The sequence below is a fragment of the Williamsia deligens genome, assembly GCF_024171765.1.
GTDB classification, from domain to species: domain Bacteria; phylum Actinomycetota; class Actinomycetes; order Mycobacteriales; family Mycobacteriaceae; genus Williamsia_A; species Williamsia_A deligens.
Genome location: NZ_JAMTCI010000001.1, coordinates 3,015,218 through 3,038,089, shown reverse-complemented (window position 1 = coordinate 3,038,089; position 22,872 = coordinate 3,015,218). Strand labels below are relative to the sequence as shown.

The window sequence follows — 22,872 nt, the reverse complement described above, 5'->3', positions numbered from 1 at the left end:
ACCCGGTTCAGGGCACGGTGACCGGCCGCACGCAGCTGTCGGGTGCCGCGACCAGCGAGCAGGCGACCGGCGCCCGCGTCGGGCGGTACCCGTTCGGCACACCACGGTCCGCCGCGATCCGCCGGAACGCGGCGACCCCGTCGGTCGGTCGGCGGGTCAGCGTCGGATCCGTCGTGGCGTCGACGGTGTACAGACCGAATCGCGGTGTGTACGCGCCCCATTCGTAGTTGTCGGTGAGGCTCCAGTAGTTGTAGCCGACCACCGGGATGCTGGCGGCGATCGCCCGCTGGAGCCAGTAGACGGTGTCGCGCAGGTGATCCGACCGGCGGTACCCGTCGGGACGGCGTCCTGACGGGTCGGTCGCGAGACCGTTCTCCACGACGTAGAGCGGGATCCCGGGGAACCTCTGCGACAGGCGCCGCAGGACGAGGTACATCGCCTCGGGCGCCTGGCTCGCACGCCAGAACTCGCCGGTCGCCGCCGCGGAGGCGGACACGTCGCCCGCGGACACCGAGTAGTACTGGTCCACCCCGATGACGTCCAGCGTCGTCCGCGTCCGGGCGGGGAACACGTCCTCGAGGAACGGCTCGACACCCGGGATCGGCAGATACGCGATGTTCGACGTGACGACCGCATCACGCTGACGCGCATGGACGTGGCGGTACAGGGCCCGGTGGGCACGCACGATCCCATCGGTCATGATGCCGATGGCGCTCGGCGCCAACCCACCCAGCGTCACCTCCCGTCGGACGTACTCGGTCGGTTCGTTGAACGTCACCCAGGACGGTCGCGCCCAGGCGTACCGGTCGATGACGGCCTCACCGAACGCCACCATGTCGTCGGCCATCCCGGGCCGGTTCCACCCCCCGCGGTCGACCTCCCACCCGGGGTGCACCCAGTGGTTCAGCGTGATCATCGGCTGCATGCCGGCATCGACGACAGCACGCACCACCCGGTCGTAGAACGCCCACCCGGCGGGGTCGAACCGCCCGGGGGCCGGCTGCACCCGCGACCACTCGACGCTGAACCGGAACACGGTTGCGCCGGTCGCTCGGGCGAGGGCGATGTCCTGTGCGTAGCGGTCGTGGAAGTCCACGGCCCGCCCGACCCGTTCCGGGACCCGCCCGGAGTCGCTGTACCGCAACCAGTTCGAGTCGCGGTTGTCGCCCTCCACCTGGAAGCCCGACGTCGCGACGCCGAGCGAGAACCCGGCCGGCAGCCGCGGCAGGTCGTGGGCCGAGGGTCGCGCCGAGGCGGTCGCGGTGCCGCCCAGCAGTACCGCGACCGTCGTCACCGCGATCGCGATCGCCGCGCTCGGCCGCATGACGTCCTCCGCTCCCGGCGCATCGGTGTGCCTGCGGCGGATGCTATCCGGTGGCGATCAGGGCGCGGGCGCGTTCGTCGTCGGCGACCGGTGCGAGGTCGAGGTGTCCCCGCAGTGTGTCCGCGGTGTACTCGCTGCGGAACAGTCCGCGACGCCGGAGTTCGGGGACGACGTAGTCGACGAAGTCGTCGAAGGTCCCCGGCGACTGCGCGGCGGAGAGGATGTAGCCGTCCGCCTCTCCCCCGGTGAACCCGGCCTCGATCTCGTCGGCGATGTCGGACGCGGTGCCGACGAACTGCGGCAGCAGCACACCCTGGGCGTAGAGCTTCCCGATGTCCCGCAGCGTCAGGTTGTCCCGCTGCGACAGTCGCCGCGCGACGTCGAACAGACCCTGTGTGCCCTGCACCTCGACCTGCTCGACGGGGGCGTCCAGGTCATGCCGCGAGAAGTCGTGGTCGGTGTGCACCGAGAGCGTGATGAGCCCGGAGATCGGATCGGCCAGCTCGTTGTGGAACGCCTGCTTCTCGCGGGCGATCGACTCCGTCTCACCGACGAACGGGATGAACGACGGCAGGATCTTGACGTCGTCCTCGCGGCGACCGAGGTTCACGACGCGCGACTTGACGTCGTCGTAGTAGGCACGTCGCCCTTCCGGCGTCGGGTCGATCTCGAAGATCGCCTCCGCCCACCGGGCGGCGAAGTCCTTGCCCTTGTCCGACGATCCCGCCTGGATGAGGACCGGACGCCCCTGCGGCGACCGCGGGACGTTGAGTGGTCCCCGCACGGTGAAGTACTCGCCGTCGTGGTCGATCGGGCGGACCTTGGTCGGATCCGCGAACTGTCCGGACACGCGGTCGCGGACGAGGGCGTCACGGTCCCAGCTCGACCACAGCTCGAGGGTCGTCTCGACGAACTCCGTCGCGCGCACGTATCGCTGATCGTGCGCGAGGTGGTCGGCGAAGCCGAAGTTGAGGGCCTCGGCCTGCGACAACGAGGTGACGATGTTCCACGCGACCCGACCCCGGGAGATGTGGTCGAGGCTCGCGAACGTGCGGGCCACCTCATAGGGGTGGAAGTAGGTGGTGGACTTCGTGATCGCGATGCCGAGGTGGCGGGTGACCGCGGAGATGGACGCGGCGACCACCGTGGGGTCGAGGGTCGCAGTCGCCTGTGTCCCGCGGTGCAACGACTCGTCGAGACCCGATCCGAACCGTGTCGGTGACGCGAGGAGGTCGGCGAAGAACACGAAGTCGAAGGTGCCGCGCTCCAAGGTCCGCCCGATGCGGTGGTAGTACTCCGGCGACAGGAAGTCGGGATCGGTGCCGGGGTGCCGCCAGGCAGCGTGCGAATGCGTGACGTGCGAGGCGATCTGGAATCCACCGAGGTGCAGTTGACGAGGCATGCAGCGATGGTCACGTGTCCCCCGTATGTCCCACAACGCTTCCGATCACACCGAACGCAAGGGCGGGGTGTGTCGTACACTCGCCACGCTGACCGCCGGAGACGGCGGCCGCGACGCCGTCATGGGGATGACGGCGCGAACGCGCCGGGGGGCGCGGGGGTGGAAGTGCACGGGGGGAAGTCACGGCATGGATCGCCGCACGTTCATGAAGCTGTCCGCGATGGGCACGGCCGGTGCGGCACTGCCGTCGCTGGCCGGCGCCGTCGCGGGACTCGGCGGACAGGCCGCCGCGGCACCCGCAGCGCGGGGCACCTACGAGAAGCTGGTACCGGAGATCTTCCGGCCGGTCACGCCGCCACCTGCGCACTCCGAAGCCATCGTCGTCGGCTCGGGCTTCGGTGGCGCGGTCAGTGCTCTGCGGCTCGCGGAGGCCGGCATCGCGACGACCGTGCTGGAACGCGGGTCGCGATGGCCCCACGATCCGCGGCGGGAGGTGTTCGGCTCGGACGGACGCCAGTACTGGCACGCGCAACGGTCGCTGGCCGACCGCTCGCCGGACTCCACCCTGGCACTGCCCGGACACGTGTTCGCCGCCGCCGCGATGGCCGGGATCGACGACTTCGGTGGGCTGTTCGAGCTGAGCTGGCACCACAACGCCGCGCTGATGTGTGCCGCGGCCGTCGGTGGCGGCTCGACGGTCTACATCGGGATCACCGTCGAACCCGAGCGCATCCCGTTCGAGCAGGTGTTCCGCGGCGTCGTCGACTACGACGAGATGCACCGCATCTGGTACCCCAAGGCGCTCGCCGGGTTGGGCGCCACGGTGGTCCCGCCGGATGTTTTGCGGGACAGGCACTTCGACAACGTGCGCGACTTCGAGCGCGTGGCACGGGCCGCCGGTTACGCGCCGCACCGCGTCCCGGGCAACTGGAACTGGGACGTCGTCCGTGACGAGATCGCCGGTCGCGCACGGCCGGAGGCGATCGTGTCCTCCGCGACGAACTCGAACGGGTCGCTGAACTCCCTGCAGTTCAGCTACCTCCCGCGTGCGGAGGCGACCGGCAGGGCGACCATCCACCCGCGTCACCAGGTCACCGGAGTCCACCGCGAGCCCTCGGGGCGATATGCCCTGGAGGTGGAGTACCTCAGCCCCTACGGCGATGTCCTGTCCAGGCGTGTCCTGACCACCGACCGCCTCGTGCTCGCCGCCGGGTCACTGGGGACCAACCGTCTGCTGGTGACCGCTCGCGAGACCGGCACCCTGCCCGACCTCGACGCCGCCATCGGTACCGGCTGGGGCAACAACGGCAACGCCAACATCGACGTCGCGGTCGGTGGCGCACGCAAGGGCCCGCAGTCGGCGGTCGGGGCGTCCTGCTTCTACGACACGTCGGGGCCGTTCGCGCGCGTCGTCGTCAACAACACCTACAGCCTGGGACCCCTCGACGACCTCGCGGCCGCGGCGCACGTGTCGGCGTTCAAGACCGGTATCACCTCGGTGGACCGCACCCGCGGCACCTTCCGGTACGACCGGGCCGGCAGGAACGTCGTGCTCGACTGGCCGGCCGGCGGCAACCGTGAGGTCGAAGCCCACTCCCTGCGGATCGGTCGACGACTCGCCGAGTGGTCGGGACTCCCGGTGACCGACGTCCTGTACGAGCCGGACCTGTTCTGGGCCCACATGTGTGGCGGCGCAGCGGTGGGTCAGGCAACCGACGCCTATGGACGGGTGAAGGGCTATCGCAATCTGTATGTCGCCGACGGGTCTCTGCTCCCCGGATCGTCCGCCGCGTCCAACCCGTCGCTGACGATCACCGCGCTGGCCGAGCGGAACATGGCCCAGATCATCGCCGCGGGCGGCTGACCGGCGCCCCCGCGCCGATGCCCTAGGCTCGACGACCATGACCGAGTGGCGCGCCTTCACCGTCCAGATCTCCGACCACGTCGCCGAGGTGACGCTGATCGGCCCCGCCAAGGGCAACGCGATGGGGCACGACTTCTGGTCGGAGCTGCCGCAGGTGTTCGCCGAGCTCGACGCCGACACCGACGTGCGGGCCGTGGTGCTCGCGGGATCGGGTAAGCACTTCTCGTTCGGACTCGACCTCGCGGAGATGGCCGGCGAGTTCGCACCCCTTCTCGCGGACAAGGCGCTCGCCGGGCCCCGCAGCCGCTTCCACAAGATGGTCGAGTCGATGCAAGCCTCGGTGACCGCGGTCGCCGACAGCCGGGTTCCGGTCATCGCGGCCGTCCAGGGGTGGTGCATCGGGGGCGGTGTCGATCTCATCGCCGCCGCGGACGTCCGGTACGCCTCCGCCGACGCGAAGTTCAGCGTCCGCGAGGCCAAGGTCGGCATCGTCGCCGACATCGGCTCGCTGCAACGACTCCCGGCGATCATCGGCGAGGGCGCCCTGCGGGAGCTGGCCTACACCGGCAAGGACATCGACGCCCAGCGCGCACTGCGGATCGGCCTCGTCAACGACGTCCTCGACGACCCGGCGGCCGCGCTCGCCGCCGCACGGGAGACCGCGGCCGAGATCGCCGCGAACCCGCCCCGGGTGGTGGAAGGCGTCAAGAACGTCCTCGACCACCCGCGCCGTGGCCCTGTCGCCGACGGGTTGCGGTACGTCGCCGCATGGAACTCCGCGTTCCTGCCGTCGCAGGATCTCACCGAGGGCATCGCCGCCGTCTTCGAGAAGCGCCCGCCGGTCTACAGGGGAGAGTGAGCCTCGCGCGCTGCGAGATGAGCGAGCGCTAGCGCTCGAGCTCGCCGGCGACCCGTCGTTCGAGCTGCGCGTAGGTCACGGCGGGCAGCACGACGAGTCCCTCGAGCTCCTCCCGCGCCCGGCGGTAGGCACTCTGCCGTTCCTGCGGCGTCGAGCCGGAGTCCATCGCCAACCGGAGCAGGCTCTGGGCCCGCACCAACCGCGACTGCTCCTCGGCGCTGAAGTCGCCGCGCCGACGGCGCTTCGCCTCCGATTCCGCGGCGTCCAACGCGACCCCGTACTCGTGCACCGCGGCCCGGTAGGCGGCCTGCGCGTCGTGATCCCCGACGGTCTCGGACGGGTCCTCGGGACGCAGGGAGTCGGCCTCACGCCGGGCGCGGTGGAACGCGACGGTCAGCGGTTCCCGCATGTTCGTCATCATCGGGTACTCGAGCAGGGCGACGACGTCGGTCTCGTAGGCGAACCACCGGCCGTCGATCGCGTCGTGCTCGGTCATCAACCGTCGCGTCGCCCGTGTCTCGGCCTCGGCATCGACACGGCGCTTCCCGGCGGCCTCGGCGGCGGCGATCTTCGCCTGCTGCTTGAGGCGGTACCGCTCCTGGCGCCGATCAGCCCGACGCTGGTTCGCGGCACCGACAGCCCGGAACCCACCGAAGATGGTCCCGCTGAACGGGAAGACCAGCCACCAGTAGTCGCCGACGGCGTCGAGGACCTGGTTCACACCCGGCCCGTCCCGTTCATCACCGTCGCCTGCTCGTCACCGACGCCAGGCTAGTTCGATGTCGGGTTGCCCGGCGACTGGAACGGGTTGGTGCCGTTGAGGAGGATCCAGATGGCGACCGGTGCCGCGATGCCGATCACCAGCCAGGCGACGGAGCCCACGAACGGTCTCGTCGCCCACCCCCTGCCGAAGTCGAGCGAGATCCGACCCGGTCCGGTGAGGATAATGGCGGCGGCGGCGATGCCGAGGAACACCTCGTACTCGATGCCCGGCCCCGCCTGACCGCTCGCGAAGAACCACACGCCGCCGGCGAGGGTGGCCTTGTAGGTCGCGGCGATGATCATCACGCCCAGCACCGCGGCGCCCGCGATCGGCGTCAGCAGACCGATGACGAGCATCAACCCGCCGAGCGTCTCCGACAGCGCGCCGATGATCGCCAGCGGCTTCGTGGCGTCGCCGCGGAACCCGATGTCCGGGTTGGGGTTGTTGGCCAGGAACGCCTCGAAACCGCTGAGCCGGGGTCCGTTCCACCATCCGAACAGCTTCTGGGCGCCATGGGCCATCGCGATCAGTCCGACCGCGACGCGCAGCGCGAGCAACCCGAGGTCGGTGGTGCCTCGACGGGCTGCTGCCTGCGCCGCGGCGAGTTCGTCCTCGTCGAAGCGCGCGCGGTCGCGCTTCGTGCGCCCTCGTAGACCGCGGCGGGACGCCGGTGCGTCGTCCGCTGCGATGCGTTCGGTGCGATCGTCGGCGTCACGGTCGTCGAGCACATCGCGATCGTGACCGTCGCGGGCCAGGTCGTCCCGGGTGAGCTCGTCCTCACCGAGGTCGCTCTGGGAGTACGCGGTCGTCCGGGCGTCGTCGGTGTCGGCGTAGGCCGCGCGTCGGTTGTGCTCACGATGGAAGGCGTCGCGGTCGATCGCGGTCGTGGGGGGCGCGGTGTCGCGGTCGCTCGTCGCAGCCGGGGTCGCGGCCGGGGTCGCGACCGTCGCATCGGAGTCCTCGGTCGCATCGCGACGGTAGGGCTGATAGCCCGCGACCCCACTGTCGTCGGTGGCACCCTCGCGGGACGCGCCGCCACCGTCGGCCAGATCGCGCGGGACGCGGAAGGTCTCGGTGGGCTCGTCGTACGGACTGGCGCCCTGGGCGCGGGGCTCGGGGTCTCGTTCGCTCACGGCCCTCACCCTAGGCGTCCGCGAGCTGCACGAGGGCGATGCTCGCCGGGGAGTCGCCCGCCGATCACCTACCCTGGGGCGCATGTCCGCCCGCCCGCGCCGCCTGCGTCTGACGGCCGCGGTCGTGGGCGTCGTCGCGGTGACCGCGCTCGGTGGGTGCGCGGATTTCGGCGCACAGGATCGGGCGCGGTCGGCCGGACCGTTCAGCTCCGAGACCCTCGCCCCCGTGGCCCCGTCGCCGACAGACCCGTCGCAACCGCCCACCAGCGACGGCCCCCCGCCGTCCGGGCCCTGCGTCGACCCGGACCCGGCCGTCATCGCGACCTGCCTCGACGCGACCAGCGCCGTGATGGTCGGCGACGCCCAGGGCGAGTCGACCATCGTCGCCGAACGCACCACCGGACGCATCGTGCTGACCGCCCGCAACGCGCCCAAGAAGGTCCTCGCGACGTTCCCCGTCGACGCGTCGGGGGACGGCGGACTGCTCGACTTCGCGATGTCGCCCACCTACGACCAGGACCGTCTGATCTACGCGCTGGTCTCGACGGCGTCGGACAACCGGGTGGTCCGCATCGCCCCCGGGGACGTCCCCAAGCCGATCGTCACCGGCATCCCGCGCGGCACCACCGGCAACGTCGGATCACTCCACTTCCGGTCCCCGTCGGAACTTCTCGTCGCCACGGGTGACGCCGGCGACCCGGCGGCAGCCGCGGACCCCGGATCGCTGGCGGGCAAGCTGTTGCTGGTCACCGCGCTGCGGTCCGACTCGACGGCCCGACCCCGCGTCCTCGCCTCCGGTCTGGGGGCGAACGCGACCATCTGCGACAACGCCTCGTCCGGTCGGCTCTACCTCACCGACCGCGCACCGACAGCCGACCGGCTGCAGATCATCGACACCTCCGGAACGCTGCGTCCGCTGTGGACCTGGCCCGACCGACCCGGCGTGTCCGGGTGCGCAGCGGCAGGCGAGAGCGTGCTGGTCTCGGAGGCCGGACGTCAACGCGTCGAGCTGCTCGTCGAACCCACTCGGCAGAACCCGACCGTCTCCCCGCCGGTGACGGTGCTCGAACGCCGGTACGGCGTCCTCGGCCGCATGGCCGCGACCCCGTCGGGCCTGTTCCAGGTCGGGACGCTGAACAAGCAGTCCGGCAGACCGGTGGCCACCGACGACCGCGTCGTCCGATTCCTCCCGCCGAACGGGTCGCAGAGCAGGGTCTGAGCGGTCCCCTCCCCACTCGCCGAGCGGGCCGAACGCGCTCGCCGAGCGGGCCGAAAGCCATCGCCGAATGGGCCACAACCACTCACCGACCGTGCACCAGATCGCGTCGAGTGGGCAGAAGTCGCCGCGGGCGACGAACCATGTGCACGGTCGACGGGATCGAGTGCACGCTCGGCGCGGTGTTTCGGCACGCTCGGCGCGTACGTCGTCGGACACCCAGGACGGGGCGAAGCAAGCCGAGATGAAGGTCCGCTCGCTCACCGGCGTCGGTGCAACGAAGGCGATCGTCCACTGACCTGAGGCACCGCAACCCCTCCGCCGAGCGTGCCGACACCACTCGCCGAGCGTGCCGAAACCACGGCGCGGACCGAGGGGACAACACGGTAATTCCGTGTCCTGCCCATGCCCTACGGGCGGTAGCCTCGCTCAGCTGCAGGCGGCGATGACCAGTTCCTTCACGCGGGCCGGATCCGCCTGTCCACGTGTCGCTTTCATGACATCGCCGACGATCTTGCCGGCGGCCGCGACCTTCCCGCCGCGGATCTTCTCGGCGATGTCGGGGTTGGCCGCCAGCGCCTCGTCCACCGCCTTCTGCAGTGCGGAGTCGTCGCGGACCACCTCGAGACCGCGGTCGGCGACGATCTGCGCCGGCTCACCCTCGCCGTCGAGGACCGCCACCGCGACCTGCTGGCCGAGCTTGGTGGTCAGCTTCCCCTCGTCGACGAGCGCGACGATCGCGGCGACCTGAGCGGGGGTGATGGCGAGGTCGTCGAGGTCGACGCCGCGCGTGTTCGCCTGCTGCGCCAGGAAGCTCACCCACCAGCTGCGGGCCGCCTCGGGCGTGGTTCCGGCGTCGACCGTCGCGATGACGAGGTCGACGGCACCCACGTTGACGAGATCGCGCATGACCTCGTCGGAGACGCCCCACTCCGCCTGGATGCGCGCGCGTCGGACCCACGGCAGCTCGGGCAGGGTCTCGCGCAGGCTCTCTATCCACGCGGCATCCGGGCGGACGGGCGCGAGGTCCGGCTCGGGGAAGTAGCGGTAGTCCTCCGCGGTCTCCTTGCGACGACCGGCCGACGTGGTGCCGTCCGACTCGTGGAAATGCCGTGTCTCCTGCACGATCTCGCCGCCGGCCTCCAGGATCGCGGCCTGCCGGCACATCTCGTACCGCACCGCCACCTCGACGCTCTTGAGGGAGTTGACGTTCTTGGTCTCGGTGCGCGTGCCGAACTCGGTGGCGTCCTTGCGCATCAGCGACAGGTTCGCGTCGCACCGCAGCGAGCCCTGGTCCATGCGGACGTCGGACACCCCGGTGGCGCGCAACAGATCCCGCAGGGCGGTCACGTAGGCGCGGGCGACCTCGGGGGCGCGCTCCCCGGCGCCCTCGATGGGACGGGTCACGATCTCGACCAGCGGCACGCCGGCGCGGTTGTAGTCGAGCAGCGAGTGGCTCGCACCGTGGATCCGGCCGCTGCCGCCGATGTGCAGCGACTTGCCGGTGTCCTCCTCCATGTGCGCCCGCTCGATCTCGACACGCCAGGTGGTCCCGTCGCCGAGGACGACGTCGAGGTACCCGTTGTAGGCGATGGGCTCGTCGTACTGCGAGATCTGGTAGTTCTTCGGCTGATCCGGGTAGAAGTAGTTCTTCCTCGCGAACTGGCTCGACGGCCGGATGGAGCAGTTGAGCGCCAACCCGATCCGGATCGCCGACTCGATGGCGGCGGCGTTCGCGACGGGCAGCGACCCCGGCAGGCCGATGCACACGGGACACACCTGCGTGTTCGGCTCGGCACCGAAGGCGGTCGGGCACCCGCAGAACATCTTGGTCTGCGTCCCCAGTTCGACGTGGACCTCCAGGCCCATCACGGGGTCGAATCCGGCGACGACGTCGTCGTAGTCCATCAGGTCAACGGTCGGCGCGGTCATAGGAGCCAGTTTAGGCCGCGACATGCGGGCTGCCGATTCGGACCTTTCGGTCTTTACCCAGAGAAACAACTCACGCCGTGGTGGACTTCTGCGAGCGCCGACCGCGGGGTCCGGACGAGTCGATCGGGGGATGCGATGCGTGCAGCCGTCATGCGTGTGACCAGCGGGAGGACGATCGCGGCGATGGTTGGGGCGACGATCCTGGCCGTCGGTGTGACGACTGCCGCCACACACGACCACACCCGGGCACCGCTCCCGACGAGTGTCCCGAGCTGGGTGCACCCCGCAGCCCTGGTGGGTTCCGCGCCGGTCGACGAGACGGTCCACGCGCGGGTGTACCTGCCCTGGCGCGATCCGGCCGGTCTCGTCGCGCTCGACCGCGCGGTCAGCACGCCGGGCAGCGCGGACCACGGCCGGTTCCTGAGCCCGGCGCAGTTCCGTGACCGTTTCGCGCCGACGGCCTCCGACGTGACGCGAGTGCGGGACTGGTTGCAGCACAGTGGTCTCCGTGTCGTCGAGACGGCGGGCGACGGCCAGTACGTCGCCGTGGAGGGCACCGTCGCGCAGGCGCAACGCACCTTCGGGACCACCCTCGGTCGGTACCGCGCCTTCGGCACGACGCTGCGCGCACCCGAGACCGCCCCCTCCGTGCCCGCCTCCCTCGCGCGCACGGTCAGCGCCGTGGTCGGCCTCGACGAGGGCACGCAGGCACGGCCGCTCGCGTCGCCGCCGAACGAGGCGCCGTCGGGCGTGACGCCGTCGAAGGTCGCCGACCCGGGGGTCGGGTTCCGCCAGGGCACACCGTGTTCCACCTCCTGGGGCGAGAAGACCGTCACCCTCCCCCAGGCCGTCGCGGGCAGCACCGTGAAACCGCTCGCACCGTGCGGGTACACCCCCGCCCAGGTGCGCGGCCTGTACGGGCTCGGCAGCGGCGACACCGGCGCCGGCCAGACCGTCGCGTTCGTCGGCGCGAACGCCTCCCCGACCATCGTCGCCGACGTCACCCAGTACTCGCGTCTGCACAACCTGCCCGACCCGCAGATCAGCCAGATGGTCCCGCCGGGCATCTACCAGCGGCCGACGACGCCCAAGAACGACCCGGGCTCGTTCTTCGGTGAGCAGACGCTCGACGCCGAGGCCATCCACACCACGGCGCCGGGAGCGAAGCTCCTCTACGTCGCGTCCTCGAACGCCGGTCAGGACTTCGACCGCAGCGTGAAGTTCGTCGTCGACAAGCACCTCGCACCGATCCTGTCGATCTCGTACGGGTTCTCCGGCGAGACCGTGCCGCAGGGGTTCGTGAACAGCCTCAACGCGATCTTCGCGCAGGCCGTGGCGACCGGCGTCGGGGTCTTCGTGTCCAGCGGCGACGACGGCGACAACGCGAGCACGCTCGGGAAGACGGCTGTCGACTTCTACGCGAACACACCGAACGTGACCGCGGTCGGCGGGACGTCGGCGGCGATCGTGCGCGGTTCCGGCGGCTCGGTGTTCACGCCCGGCGGCGCGCCGGCCGCCGTCCCGGCGCAGTCGTCGGTGTCCGGCGGCGGCATCTACGGCATCGACGATCCGAACAACGCGGTGAACAAGCCCGGCTGGGCGCGGGCCTTCGAGGTCGGCTGGCAGACCGGCGTCACCGCCGCGACGGGCACGCTGACCCCCGCACCGACAGGGTCGGCTCCCCCCGCGGCGACGACGTACACCTTCGCCGGCTCGCTGAGCGGGGGCGCACCCACCTTCGGCGGCGGTGGTGGCGGCGGAGTCAGCGCCGTCTTCCCGCAGCCGAGTTACCAGAGGGGCATCACCGACTCCGCCCGCGACGGCTCGTCGGGAGCAGCGGGCACCAGCGGGCGCGCCGTGCCGGACATCGCCGCACTCGCCGACCCCAACACCGGCTTCCTCGTCGGCCAGACGCAGCGCTTCCCCGACGGCACCTACTACGACGAGTACCGGATCGGCGGGACGTCGCTGGCGGCACCGCTCGTCGCGGGGATGGCGGCCGTGGCGAATCAGCGCGCCGGACGGGACCTCGGATTCCTCAACCCGCGGATCTACGCGGTGTACCGGCAGTCCGCGACCACCCTGTACGACGTCGACGCGGCCGACCTGTCGAGCCCGGCCGAGTTCGGGAGCACGCCCGCGGTGTTCCGGGTGAACTTCACCGACGGCGTGTCGGCGGCGGGCGGGCGGACCTACAGCGTCCGGACCCTCGAGACGGCGAACCAGAGCCTGCGGTCGGTGCGCGGCTACGACACCGCGACCGGGGTCGGCACGCCCCGCGATCCGTCGTTCCTCTCGGCACTGGGGACGGTGACACCGATCCCCTTCACCCCGGACTCCAAGTCACCGAAGGTGCGCTGAGCGCGGCTCCGGGTCGAACCGGGGGTGAACCCCGATGCCGTCGGGACCGGCGGTCCCTACCGTCGGGGAGGACGGCCGAGAAGCGGCCACCGAGCTCAGGAGTGTCATGACCCAGCCCGCGTACACCACCCCCGGATCCTCGCCCCGCCTGCGGCGGTCGACGACCGACAAGTGGTTCGGGGGCGTCTGTGGCGGGCTCGCGCAGCGCTTCGGTCTCAGCCCCGGCCTGGTCCGACTGCTGTTCGTGCTGTCGATCGTGCTGCCGGGACCGCAGGTGCTGGTCTACCTCGCCCTGTGGATCGTCATCCCCCGCGGATGACCGGGTGCACCGTCAGCCGAAGATGACCCGGACCTCCTGGTACTGATCCTGCGGGACCGTCTTGTGCGCGGCGAGCGCCTCGTCGAACGCGACACGGACGATGTCGGTGCCGCGCAGCGCGACCATCTTCCCCCAGTCGCGGTCGGCCACCATGTCGGTGACCGCCATGCCGAGCCGGGTCGCCAGGACACGGTCGAAGCCGGTGGGCGACCCACCGCGCTGGATGTGACCGAGAACCGTTGCGCGCGTCTCGATCCCGGTGTTCTCTTCGATGATCGGCGCGAGGACGTCGGCGATGCCGCCGAGCCGGGGGCGGTTGAACCCGTCGAGACCCTTCGTGGAGTGCGCCGAGTCCATGTCGGGCAGGGTGAAGCCCTCGGCGACGACCACCATCGGCGACCGGCCACGACTCTGCACGCTCGAGACCCAGGCGCAGATCTGCTCGATGCTCTCGGGCTGCTCCGGGATGAGGATCGCGTGGGCACCCCCGGCGATGCCGGAGTACAGGGCGATCCACCCCGCGTGGCGACCCATGACCTCGAGCACCATGCACCGCTTGTGCGAGTTGCCGGTCGTGCGCAACCGGTCGATCGCCTCGGTCGCGATCTCCACGGCCGTGTCGAACCCGAAGGTGTAGTCGGTGGCGTCGAGATCGTTGTCGATGGTCTTGGGGACCCCGACGATGTTCACACCCTCGCCGTGCAACCGCTTCGACGCCGACGCCGTCCCCTCACCACCGATGGCGATGACACCGTCGAGCGACTGCGCGGCGATCGTCCGTCGGACGGCCTCGATCCCCCCGTGCGGTTCCGCGTAGGGACCGACGCGGCTGGTGCCGAGGATCGTGCCGCCCTGATGCGACAGGCCCCGCACCGAACTGCGGTCCAGGGGCATCACGTCGTTCTCGATGAGCCCGCGCCACCCGTCCAGGAAGCCGACGAACTCCTGGCCGTGGACCGTCTCGCCCTTGAGGACCGCACCCCGGATCACCGCGTTGAGGCCGGGGCAGTCGCCGCCGGAGGTCAGGATGCCGAACCTGGTCACGTCGCGCTCGTCCTCTCGTCGCCCGCCCTGATCCCCCCAAACCTAGGGAACCGGGCGTGACCCTGCTCGCCTCGCCGTCCACGAGGCCAGTGGACGCGTAACCTCGACCGGTGCGACACGGCGGGATGCTCCAGATACGGCTGCGGCTGTGGCGCGCCCTGCTGGCCGTTCTCGTCCTCGCCGCGGGCGTCGTCGTCACGTCGATGGCCACGACCGCGTCGGCGCAGAGCACCACCCCGGTCGCGACCACACGCTCCGACGACGGTGCACCGCCGAGCATGACGCCGGCGGGTCTCGTCCTCGCCCACGACGCCGGCCGCCAGACGCCGGCCGGCATGGCGATCGCCGCTCTCGTGGGACCCCACCCGCTGCGCGCGGAGGCACTCATCCCCCCGGGCTTCGCAGCCGCGGAGGGCTACCAGCCGATCGTCGACGCGGGCGTCCCCGCGAACCCGGACGGCGGATGTTCCTCACCCATCGCCCTTCCCGCGGCGTTCGACGCGCCGTGCAAGACCCACGACCTCGGCTACGACCTCCTCCGCTACAGCGCGATGACCGGGTCCACCCAGGGACCGTGGGCCCGCGAGGCGATCGACGCGCAGCTGGTCCGACGCGTGACCGCGACCTGCGAGTTCGACGACAACGGGTGCAGCGCCGCGGCGGAACTCGTCCGCGCGGGAGTGGTCACGAACTCCCGTCGGCAGGCGGAGGGCGTTCCCGGCGTGGAGACCCCCTGGCAGATCGCCGGGTCGGTGGTGAAATTGGTGTGGATCCCCGTGGTCCGCGTCGCCGACGCCGTGGGCACACCCGTCGGCCGCGCAGCCGCCGCCGCACTGCTCGCGTGGGCCCTGACCGCGGTGTGGCGCAGCTCGCGCCGCGCCGTCGTGCTGCCCACCCTCCCGACGGTCCCACCCCTGCCCCCGATGCCGACACTGCCCGCGACTCCCGGTTCCCAGCGCCCCTCACGTCCGCACAAGGCTTGACCGATCACCTGTCTGGACTAGTGTCTGGTCAGGTGATCGCAGCGGTGCGGGTGTGAGGAGTCGTCATGGTGGTGCGCGTCGCGCAGGTCGGGACGGGCAACGTGGGGCGGCTGACGCTGCGCCAACTCATCTGCGATCCGCGGTTCGAGCTCGTCGCGCTCGGCGTGTCCACGCCGGAGAAGGTCGGTCGGGACGCCGGTGAGCTCGCGGGAATCGACACGGTGACCGGCGTCGCCGCGGCATCGGGGCTCGACGCCGTGATCGCGGCACGGCCCGACTGCGTCGTCTACTGCGCTATGGGCGACACCCGGATGGGTGAGGCCACCCGGGACTGCCTGCGTCTGCTCGAGGCCGGCATCGACGTCGTCGGGTCCGCGCCGGTGTCGATGCAGTACCCGTGGCAGATCATGCCGGACTCGCTGATCGAGCGGATCGACGCAGCCGGGCGTGACCACGAGGTGAGCATGTACGTGACCGGTGTCGACCCCGGTTTCGCCACCGACCTCCTCCCGATCGCGCTCGCGAGCACCTGTCAGAACGTCCAGCGGATCCGATGCATGGAGATCGCCGACTACGCCACCTACGACGGCGCGGAGGTCATCTACGACGTCATGGGTTTCGGCAGCCCCGTCGACGACCCCCCGCTGTTCCTCCAGCCCGGGATCCTGGCCCTCGCATGGGGTTCGGCGATCCGGATGCTGGGGGACGCACTCGGGGTCACCATCGACGAGATCGTCGACCACAACGACCGTGAGCCCGCGCCGGAGGACTTCGAGATCGCCGCCGGGACGATCCGTGCGGGCACCACCGCCGCCATCCGCTTCGAGATCACCGGGATGGTGGCCGGCGAACCGGTCGTCACCGTCGAACACGTGACGCGGTTGCGCGCCGATCTCCGCCCGGACTGGGCGCAGTCGGCCCAGGACGGCGGGTCGTACCGCGTCGAGATCACGGGCGAGCCGTCGTACGTGGTCGACATCTGCCCCACCAGCGACCACGGCGACCACAACCACGCCGCGATCGTCGCCGCCGCGGGTCGCATCGTGAACGCCATCCCCGCCGTCGTCGCGGCCGAACCCGGCCTGCGCACCACCCTGGACCTCCCCCTGGTCCTCCCCCGCGGGATCGTCCGATCGCCCGACCCGGTCACGCTCTGACCGGCGCGCTCCACCACCACGAGAAGGGATCACACATGGGACGGGTCGACGGCAAGGTCGTGCTCATCAGCGGCGGTGCACGCGGGATAGGCGCTGCCGACGCCACAGCGCTCGTGGCCGAGGGTGCTGCGGTCGTCATCGGCGATGTCCTGGACGACGAGGGAACGGCGCTGGCGGCGACGCTCGGCGACGCTGCGCGCTACGTCCATCTCGACGTGACGCAGCCCGAGCAGTGGGCCGCGGCCGTCGCTGCGGCGTCCGACACGTTCGGATCTCTCACGGGCCTGGTGAACAACGCGGGCATCGCCAACGGCGCGACGCTGCAGGACTTCCGCCACGACAAGTGGCAACAGATCATCGACGTCAACCTCACCGGCACGTTCCTGGGGATGCAGGCCGCGACCGATGCGCTCACCGCCTCGCAGAACGGGTCGATCGTCAACATGTCGTCGATCGAGGGCATGCGCGGAACCCCCTGGGCCCACGGCTACGTCGCGACGAAGTGGGCGGTGCGCGGCATCACCAAGTCGGTCGCCGCGGAGCTCGCCCCGTACGTGCGGGTGAACTCGATCCACCCCGGACTCATCCGCACCCCGATGACCGAGGGCATCCCCGACGACATGCTGACCATCCCCCTCGGACGACCCGCCCAGCCCGAGGAGATCGCCTCGTTCGTCCGGTTCCTGATCTCCGACGAGTCGTCCTACGCGACCGGATCGGAGTTCGTCGTCGACGGCGGCGTCATCAACAACATCCCGCACAAGTTCTGACGCCTCAGCGCACACCGTTCTCGTAGGCGAAGACGACGGCCTGCGCGCGGTCGCGCAGGCGCAGTTTCGCCAGCACCTTGCCCACGTGGGTCTTCACGGTCTGCTCGGCGACGAACAACGCGGCGGCGATCTCCGCGTTCGACTCGCCGGCGGCGATGTGTTCGAGCACCTCTCGCTCGCGGGCGGTCAGCGACGTGAGTGCGGCGTCGGCGGCCACCGATCCCGGTCGACGCGCGGTGACCTCGGCGATGAGCCGTCGCGTGACCGACGGCGCCAGCAACGCGTCTCCCGCTGCGACGACACGGACCGCACGGACGAGCTCGTCGGCCGGCGCATCCTTGAGCATGAAGCCCGACGCCCCGGCGCGCAACGCCTCGTACACGTAGTCGTCGATGTCGAAGGTGGTCAACATCAACACCTTCGGCGGATCCTCGGAGCCCGAGCGGGAACCGGAGCCGAGCACCGCGCGCGTCGCCGCGAGACCGTCCATGCGCGGCATCCGCACGTCCATCAGGACGACGTCGGGACGCAGGCGCCGGATCTCCGCGACGGCCGTCACGCCGTCGGGGGCGTCGCCGATCACCGTGATGTCGCTCTGCGCGGCGAGCAGCGCCCCGAATCCCTGACGCACCATCGCCTGGTCGTCGGCGATGAAGACCGTCGTCATCGCACGTGCTCGTCGGCCGGACCCCGTCCGACGGGCAATGCCGCGACCCGTCGCCCCCGTGCCGGCAACGACGCCTCGACGACGAACTCCGTCGGTTCCCCGTCGTGCAGTGGCCCGCGCGGGCCGATCGACGCCGAACCCCCCACCGCGCGGGCGCGCTCCGTCATGCCGGGTATCCCGTGCCCACCCGCGACGGATCCGGTGTCGTCGTGCGGGTGCGTCGTGCGGTTCACGATGCGGACCACGAGACCGTCGGAGCCGCCTGTCAGCGACACCGTGATCGGTGCGCCGGGAGCATGGCGCACCGCGTTGGCGAGGCCCTCCTGCACGATGCGGTAGGTCGCGACCGCCACGCCCTCGGAGACGACGTCGGGTCCGTCGACGTCACAGTGGTACTCGACGACGACACCGGCGGCGCGGGTCGCGTCGACGAGCGCACCGATGTCGTCGACGCCGGGCGCCGGTGCCGGGGGCGCGGTCTCGCCGTCCACGCGCAGCACGCCCAGCAGTTGGCGCACCTCGTCGAGCGCCTCGCGAGCCATGCCGGCGATGGACTGCAGCTCGGCGTCGGCCTCGGGCCCGATGCCCTCGACGCGATAGCGCGCCGTCTGCGCCGCGACCACGACGACCGACATCCGGTGTGCCACCACGTCGTGCAGGTCCCGGGCGATCCGGGCGCGGTCGGCCAGGACCGCGGTGCGCGCGTCGGCGACCTCCTTCATCGCACTCTCGTGTGCGAGGTCCCTCCGGGAGCGGACCACGACACGCAGGAGCCCGCACACGACGAACAGGACGGTCATCCCGGCGATCCATCCGGCGCGCGCACCGGGCGGAGCCGAGATCGCGAACACCACACACACGCCGACCCAGGACAGCGGCAACAACCGCAGCGTGCCCCGCAGCGACGTCATCCCCGCCAACACGACGATCGCGATGACGTGCACCACGGTGATCCGCCACTCCCATCCGTCGACGCGCGGGACGACCACCCCCAGCACCGCGGCCGACACCAGTGAGATGGCCAGTCCGAGATCAGGTCTCGCCCATGCCAGGGCCACCGGGAACGCGGCGAGTCCGGCCGCGACGGGCATCAGGACCACCAGCAGCGAGTGTGTCAGCGGCAGTGTCGGCCACGCGACGGAGAACAGGATCATCGCGACGAGCAGGAACACCAGGTTGATGCGGCGGCCGAGGAACTCGACCACCGCGGGGTCCGACATCAGGGGTATGGCATCGAGGCGTCGCCGCACCTGTCGACGACGTCCACGGCTCACGATCACACTGCGACGGTAGTTCCCGCATCGCCCGCTGTCGTCATACCCAGGTAGCAGCCCCCTCACCCGCCGGTGTCGGTCACCGAGGTCCGATGTCGTCCGCGCGGGGGTCGGCGGACGGGCCCCGCGGGTGATGTGCCGTGGTGTCGACCGTTCCTAGCGTCACCTCATGGCTTCGCATCCACCGCTCACCGAGCGTCGAACTCTGCTCGTCGCAACGCTTCTCGGCATCGCGGCCGTCGTCGCGCTGCTCCTGGGCCACCAGAGACCGACGACCCCCGAACCCGCCGACCTCACCACCCCTGCCGGGGCCGCGGTGGCCGCACTCACCGGGTCACACCCGATGACCGCGCTCACCGCGCTCGGCGATCCGGAACGCGTTCTGGGCTACCGCCCGACGACCGTCGACGGCCATCCGGCGAACCCGCACGGCGGGTGCTCGTCCCCGGTGCCGATGCCCGGTCGGTTCGAACCGCTGTGTCGTGTCCACGACCTCGGATACGACCTGTTGCGGGCCGCCGCACGCTCCGGACATCCCCTGGGGCCGTGGGCCCGCCTGCGCATCGACGCGAGCCTCGTCGCATCCATGGAGCGCAGCTGTGGGGATCCCCTGTGCCGTGCCGCTGCCGAGACTGCGCGGGTCGCGCTGGCGGTGAACACGTGGCGCCAACGCGACGGCGTCCCCGTGGTCGAGAGCACGCGGACCATCGCGACGTCGGTGGTGGACCGCCTCATCGTCGCGGTGGCGCCGTGATGCCGCTCCGACCCGCCGGGATGCTCGGCGCGCTGGCAGGTGCGGCGGTCGCCCTCGCCCCGAACTCCCTCCCCCGCGACGCGTCCGTCCAGATGGTGCTCCTGGGCGTGTCGGTGGTCGTCGGGGCCGCCCTGGGCACGGTCGTCGGGCGCGCCGTGCGGGGGCCGCGGAGGGCGGACACAGCCGCCACCGTCGCGGTGACCGTCGTGGCGATCGTCGTGGTCGGGATGCTCGTGGCGGCGAACACGCTGTGGCAGTCGGCGTTGCGCTCGGCGATGCCCGGGGCGGCGCCACTCGGACCGGGATGGGTGCTGTGGTCCGTCGCCCCGATCGCCGCGTTGTACGCCGCCGCGGTCTCGATGCGGACTCCGCGCTCGGCCGTACGCCTGGCCGCTGCCGCGGTGGTCGCGGCGTGTCTGACGGGCGCGGCGCCCGTGGCGCTTGCGGCGCCCGCGCCGACCGGTGCCGACGTCGCGAGAACCGCAGTCGCGGTGCCGCACCCCATCATGATCACCGGTTCGGTGGAGGCCCGGACCGCGGGCCCGGCCGCGATCCACCGCGCGGCGCAGGACGTCGTCGCGCGATGGCGCTCCGCGGGCGGTGGGTCGCGGCGGGCGGTCGTCGTCGCGGTGCCGACGGGGTCGGGATGGGTGGACCCGGACGCCGTCGCCGGTTTCCGGGAACGGCTCGGGGGTGACGTGTCTGTGGTGTCGCTGGCCTACGACCACCAGCCCAGCTGGCGGGCCTTCGTGACCGGCACCGGCTCCGCGACCGCCGGCGCGATCGCACTCACCGCCGCGATCGGCGAGGCGCTCGACGCCCTGGACACAGACCGCCGACCGTCGCTGTACCTCTACGGGCAGAGCCTGGGTGCGGTCGGCGCCGACGCGGCGAGACGGTGGGCACGGGACCATCACGTCCCGGTGTGCGCCTCCGTCGTCGTCGGGGCACCGGCGGGAACTGTTGCGCGCCGCGGGGATCGACGCGTCGTCGTCGTGAACAGCAGCGACCCGGTCGCGCGGTGGTCACCGTCGCTGCTGTGGACACCGCCGGCCCGCGCCGAGCACGCCGACCTCCCGCGCCCGCCGTGGTTCCCCGTGGCGAGCTTCGTGCAGACGAGCGTGGACCTGCTGGGGGCACTGTCGTTCCCGGCCGGGCACGGTCACCAGTACGGCAGCGAGCAGGGAACGCGTGCGCCGGTGTGCGGGCGGTCGACTCAGATCGCGCCGCGCGCCGCCTCGTAGGCCGCACCCACGCGGTACAGACGGTCGTCGGCCTGCGACGGTGCCATGATCTGGAGTCCCACGGGCAGACCGTCGTCGGCCGAGAGCCCCGACGGCACGCTCATCGCGCAGTTGCCCGCCAGGTTGACCGGCAACGTGCACAGGTCGAACAGGTACATGGCCAGCGGGTCGTCGACCTTCTCCCCCAACGGGAACGCGGTCGTCGGTGTCGTCGGCGACACCAGGACGTCGACGTCGGCGAAGGCCTGCTCGAAGTCACGGGCGATCAGTGTCCGCACCCGCAGCGCCTGACCGTAGTACTGGTCGTAATAGCCCGAGGAGAGCGCGTACGTGCCGATCATGATGCGCCGCTTGACCTCCGGACCGAACCCGGCCGCGCGGGTCAGTGCCATGACCTCCTCGGCGGAATGCGAGCCGTCGTCGCCGACGCGCAGTCCGTACCGCATCGCGTCGAAGCGGGCGAGGTTGGAGCTGACCTCCGACGGGAGGATCAGGTAGTACGCGCCGAGTGCATAGGTGAAGTGCGGGCAGGACACCTCGACGATGTCCGCGCCACGGGCGGCGAGCTGGTCGACGGCGGCGCTGAACGACGACTGCACGCCGGGCTGATACCCCTCGCCCGACAGCTCCCGCACGATGCCGACACGCACACCGGACAGGTCCCCTTCCGCGCCGGCCCGCGCCGCGCCGACGACGTCGGGCACGGGGGCGTCGATGGACGTCGAGTCCCGCGGATCGTGACCGGCGATCACCTGGTGCAGCAGCGCGGTGTCGAGGACGGTGCGCGCGCACGGGCCGCCCTGGTCGAGCGACGACGCGCACGCCACCAGGCCGTAGCGGGACACGGTGCCGTAGGTCGGCTTCACACCGACGGTCGCGGTGACGGCGGCCGGTTGCCGCACCGAGCCGCCGGTGTCGGTGCCGATGGCCAGCGGCGCCTGGAACGACGCGAGCGCCGCGGCGCTGCCGCCGCCGGAGCCGCCGGGGATGCGGTCGGTGTCCCACGGGTTGCGGGTCAGCTGGTACGCCGAGTTCTCGGTGGAGCTGCCCATCGCGAACTCGTCCATGTTGGTCTTGCCGAGGATCGGGATGCCCGCGTCACGGAGACGACGGGTGACCGTCGCGTCGTAGGGCGGCACCCACCCCTCGAGGATCTTCGACCCACAGGTGGTCGGCGCGTCGATCGTGGTGAACACGTCCTTGAGTGCGACCGGCACACCCGCCAGCGGCGACGCGGGAGGTCCACCGGCGTCGAGGAGGTCGTCGACGGCCTGGGCCGAGGCGATCGCGGCGTCCGCACACACGTGCAGGAACGCCCCGAGGTCGCCGTCGATCTCGGCGATCTGGTCGAGGTGGGCACGGGTGACCTCGACCGAGGAGAGGTCACGGGAGTGGATGCGCTGCGCCAGCGTCGCGGCGTCGAGACCGGTGATCTCGCCCGCGGGACGGATCGCGGTCACTGCTCCTCCCCCAGGATCTGCGGGACGGCGAACCGCTCCTGCTCCACCGCGGGCGCGCCGGACAGCGCCTCCTCCGGGGTGAGTCCCGGGACCGGTACGTCGGGTCGCAACACGTTGGCCAGTCCCGCGGGGTGCGCGGTGCCGTCGGCGTCGGTGACGTCCACCTCGGCGATCTGGGCGACGTGGGTGAGGATCGAGTCGAGTTGACCGGAGAACTGGTCGAGCTCGTCGTCGGTCAACGCCAGCCGCGACAGCCGCGCCAGGTGGGCGACCTCGTCCCGGGAAATCGCAGACACGCAGAGTCCCTTCTCACGTCGAGTGGAGTACCCGACAACCCTAGTGGGCC

20 protein-coding genes are annotated in these 22,872 nt (G+C 71.3%); 10 read left to right on the top strand and 10 right to left on the bottom strand.

Features of this window, described 5'->3' with window-relative positions; all coding sequences use genetic code 11:
• Window positions 1-7 precede the first annotated feature (7 nt).
• Both LX14_RS14040 and LX14_RS14035 read right to left on the bottom strand, forming a co-directional pair.
• Window positions 8-1,324: a family 1 glycosylhydrolase gene (locus tag LX14_RS14040; RefSeq protein ID WP_253647779.1), complete on the bottom strand. Its 1,317-nt coding sequence runs from the start codon at window positions 1,322-1,324 to the stop codon at window positions 8-10.
• Between the two features lie 43 nt (window positions 1,325-1,367).
• A complete protein-coding gene (locus LX14_RS14035) occupies window positions 1,368-2,726 on the bottom strand; it encodes an LLM class flavin-dependent oxidoreductase (protein WP_253647778.1) in 1,359 nt (452 codons plus the stop codon).
• A 187-nt stretch (window positions 2,727-2,913) separates the two neighbouring features.
• Here LX14_RS14035 and LX14_RS14030 point away from each other — a divergent pair, with 187 nt between their 5' ends.
• Window positions 2,914-4,590 carry a GMC oxidoreductase gene (locus LX14_RS14030; RefSeq protein ID WP_253647777.1) on the top strand — a complete coding sequence of 559 codons (1,677 nt, stop codon included), beginning with the start codon at window positions 2,914-2,916 and terminating at the stop codon, window positions 4,588-4,590.
• Window positions 4,591-4,627: 37 nt separating this feature from the next.
• Window positions 4,628-5,449 (top strand): crotonase/enoyl-CoA hydratase family protein, encoded by an 822-nt coding sequence (locus tag LX14_RS14025; RefSeq protein WP_253647776.1) that lies wholly within the window; start codon window positions 4,628-4,630, stop codon window positions 5,447-5,449.
• A 28-nt stretch (window positions 5,450-5,477) separates the two neighbouring features.
• On the opposite strand, the gene LX14_RS14020 is transcribed toward LX14_RS14025, so the two are convergent.
• Together LX14_RS14020 and LX14_RS20990 are read right to left on the bottom strand one after the other, a co-directional pair.
• Window positions 5,478-6,170 (bottom strand): hypothetical protein, encoded by a 693-nt coding sequence (locus tag LX14_RS14020; RefSeq protein ID WP_253647775.1) that lies wholly within the window; start codon window positions 6,168-6,170, stop codon window positions 5,478-5,480.
• A gap of 50 nt (window positions 6,171-6,220) precedes the next feature.
• Complete coding sequence (locus LX14_RS20990) at window positions 6,221-7,345, bottom strand: DoxX family membrane protein (RefSeq protein WP_253647774.1); 1,125 nt, start codon at window positions 7,343-7,345, stop codon at window positions 6,221-6,223.
• 82 nt (window positions 7,346-7,427) lie between these two features.
• Here LX14_RS20990 and LX14_RS14010 point away from each other — a divergent pair, with 82 nt between their 5' ends.
• On the top strand, window positions 7,428-8,564 hold the full coding sequence (locus LX14_RS14010; RefSeq protein ID WP_253647773.1) for a PQQ-dependent sugar dehydrogenase: 1,137 nt from the start codon (window positions 7,428-7,430) through the stop codon (window positions 8,562-8,564).
• A gap of 426 nt (window positions 8,565-8,990) precedes the next feature.
• Here LX14_RS14010 and gatB read toward each other — a convergent pair whose 3' ends face one another.
• A complete protein-coding gene (gene gatB / locus LX14_RS14005) occupies window positions 8,991-10,493 on the bottom strand; it encodes an Asp-tRNA(Asn)/Glu-tRNA(Gln) amidotransferase subunit GatB (protein WP_253647772.1) in 1,503 nt (500 codons plus the stop codon).
• 150 nt (window positions 10,494-10,643) lie between these two features.
• Between gatB and LX14_RS14000 the strand changes: the two genes are divergently transcribed.
• Together LX14_RS14000 and LX14_RS13995 are read left to right on the top strand one after the other, a co-directional pair.
• Window positions 10,644-12,854: a S53 family peptidase gene (locus LX14_RS14000; protein WP_253647771.1), complete on the top strand. Its 2,211-nt coding sequence runs from the start codon at window positions 10,644-10,646 to the stop codon at window positions 12,852-12,854.
• 106 nt (window positions 12,855-12,960) lie between these two features.
• Window positions 12,961-13,173 carry a PspC domain-containing protein gene (locus LX14_RS13995; RefSeq protein ID WP_253647770.1) on the top strand — a complete coding sequence of 71 codons (213 nt, stop codon included), beginning with the start codon at window positions 12,961-12,963 and terminating at the stop codon, window positions 13,171-13,173.
• 12 nt (window positions 13,174-13,185) lie between these two features.
• On the opposite strand, the gene LX14_RS13990 is transcribed toward LX14_RS13995, so the two are convergent.
• Window positions 13,186-14,217: a 6-phosphofructokinase gene (locus LX14_RS13990; protein WP_253647769.1), complete on the bottom strand. Its 1,032-nt coding sequence runs from the start codon at window positions 14,215-14,217 to the stop codon at window positions 13,186-13,188.
• A gap of 110 nt (window positions 14,218-14,327) precedes the next feature.
• Here LX14_RS13990 and LX14_RS13985 point away from each other — a divergent pair, with 110 nt between their 5' ends.
• The 3 genes from LX14_RS13985 to LX14_RS13975 all read left to right on the top strand — a co-directional run bounded on the left by LX14_RS13985 (window position 14,328) and on the right by LX14_RS13975 (window position 17,127).
• Window positions 14,328-15,200: a hypothetical protein gene (locus LX14_RS13985; protein WP_253647768.1), complete on the top strand. Its 873-nt coding sequence runs from the start codon at window positions 14,328-14,330 to the stop codon at window positions 15,198-15,200.
• A gap of 65 nt (window positions 15,201-15,265) precedes the next feature.
• Window positions 15,266-16,357 carry an NAD(P)H-dependent amine dehydrogenase family protein gene (locus LX14_RS13980; RefSeq protein WP_253647767.1) on the top strand — a complete coding sequence of 364 codons (1,092 nt, stop codon included), beginning with the start codon at window positions 15,266-15,268 and terminating at the stop codon, window positions 16,355-16,357.
• Between the two features lie 35 nt (window positions 16,358-16,392).
• Complete coding sequence (locus LX14_RS13975) at window positions 16,393-17,127, top strand: glucose 1-dehydrogenase (RefSeq protein WP_253647766.1); 735 nt, start codon at window positions 16,393-16,395, stop codon at window positions 17,125-17,127.
• A gap of 4 nt (window positions 17,128-17,131) precedes the next feature.
• On the opposite strand, the gene LX14_RS13970 is transcribed toward LX14_RS13975, so the two are convergent.
• On the bottom strand, window positions 17,132-17,794 hold the full coding sequence (locus LX14_RS13970; RefSeq protein ID WP_253647765.1) for a response regulator: 663 nt from the start codon (window positions 17,792-17,794) through the stop codon (window positions 17,132-17,134).
• Window positions 17,791-19,014 carry a sensor histidine kinase gene (locus tag LX14_RS13965; protein ID WP_253647764.1) on the bottom strand — a complete coding sequence of 408 codons (1,224 nt, stop codon included), beginning with the start codon at window positions 19,012-19,014 and terminating at the stop codon, window positions 17,791-17,793. The genes LX14_RS13970 and LX14_RS13965 overlap by 4 nt, the downstream gene beginning before the upstream one ends.
• A 223-nt stretch (window positions 19,015-19,237) precedes the next feature.
• On the opposite strand from LX14_RS13965, the gene LX14_RS13960 reads away from it, so the two are divergent.
• Window positions 19,238-19,822, top strand: coding sequence for a hypothetical protein (locus tag LX14_RS13960; RefSeq protein WP_253647763.1), 585 nt, complete (start codon window positions 19,238-19,240; stop codon window positions 19,820-19,822).
• On the top strand, window positions 19,822-21,066 hold the full coding sequence (locus tag LX14_RS13955) for an alpha/beta-hydrolase family protein (RefSeq protein WP_253647762.1): 1,245 nt from the start codon (window positions 19,822-19,824) through the stop codon (window positions 21,064-21,066). The genes LX14_RS13960 and LX14_RS13955 overlap by 1 nt, the downstream gene beginning before the upstream one ends.
• On the opposite strand, the gene gatA is transcribed toward LX14_RS13955, so the two are convergent.
• On the bottom strand, window positions 21,039-22,526 hold the full coding sequence (gene gatA / locus LX14_RS13950) for an Asp-tRNA(Asn)/Glu-tRNA(Gln) amidotransferase subunit GatA (protein WP_253647761.1): 1,488 nt from the start codon (window positions 22,524-22,526) through the stop codon (window positions 21,039-21,041). The genes LX14_RS13955 and gatA overlap by 28 nt on opposite strands.
• Window positions 22,523-22,822 carry an Asp-tRNA(Asn)/Glu-tRNA(Gln) amidotransferase subunit GatC gene (gatC, locus tag LX14_RS13945; RefSeq protein WP_253647760.1) on the bottom strand — a complete coding sequence of 100 codons (300 nt, stop codon included), beginning with the start codon at window positions 22,820-22,822 and terminating at the stop codon, window positions 22,523-22,525. The genes gatA and gatC overlap by 4 nt, the downstream gene beginning before the upstream one ends.
• Between the last annotated feature and the right edge of the window lie 50 nt (window positions 22,823-22,872).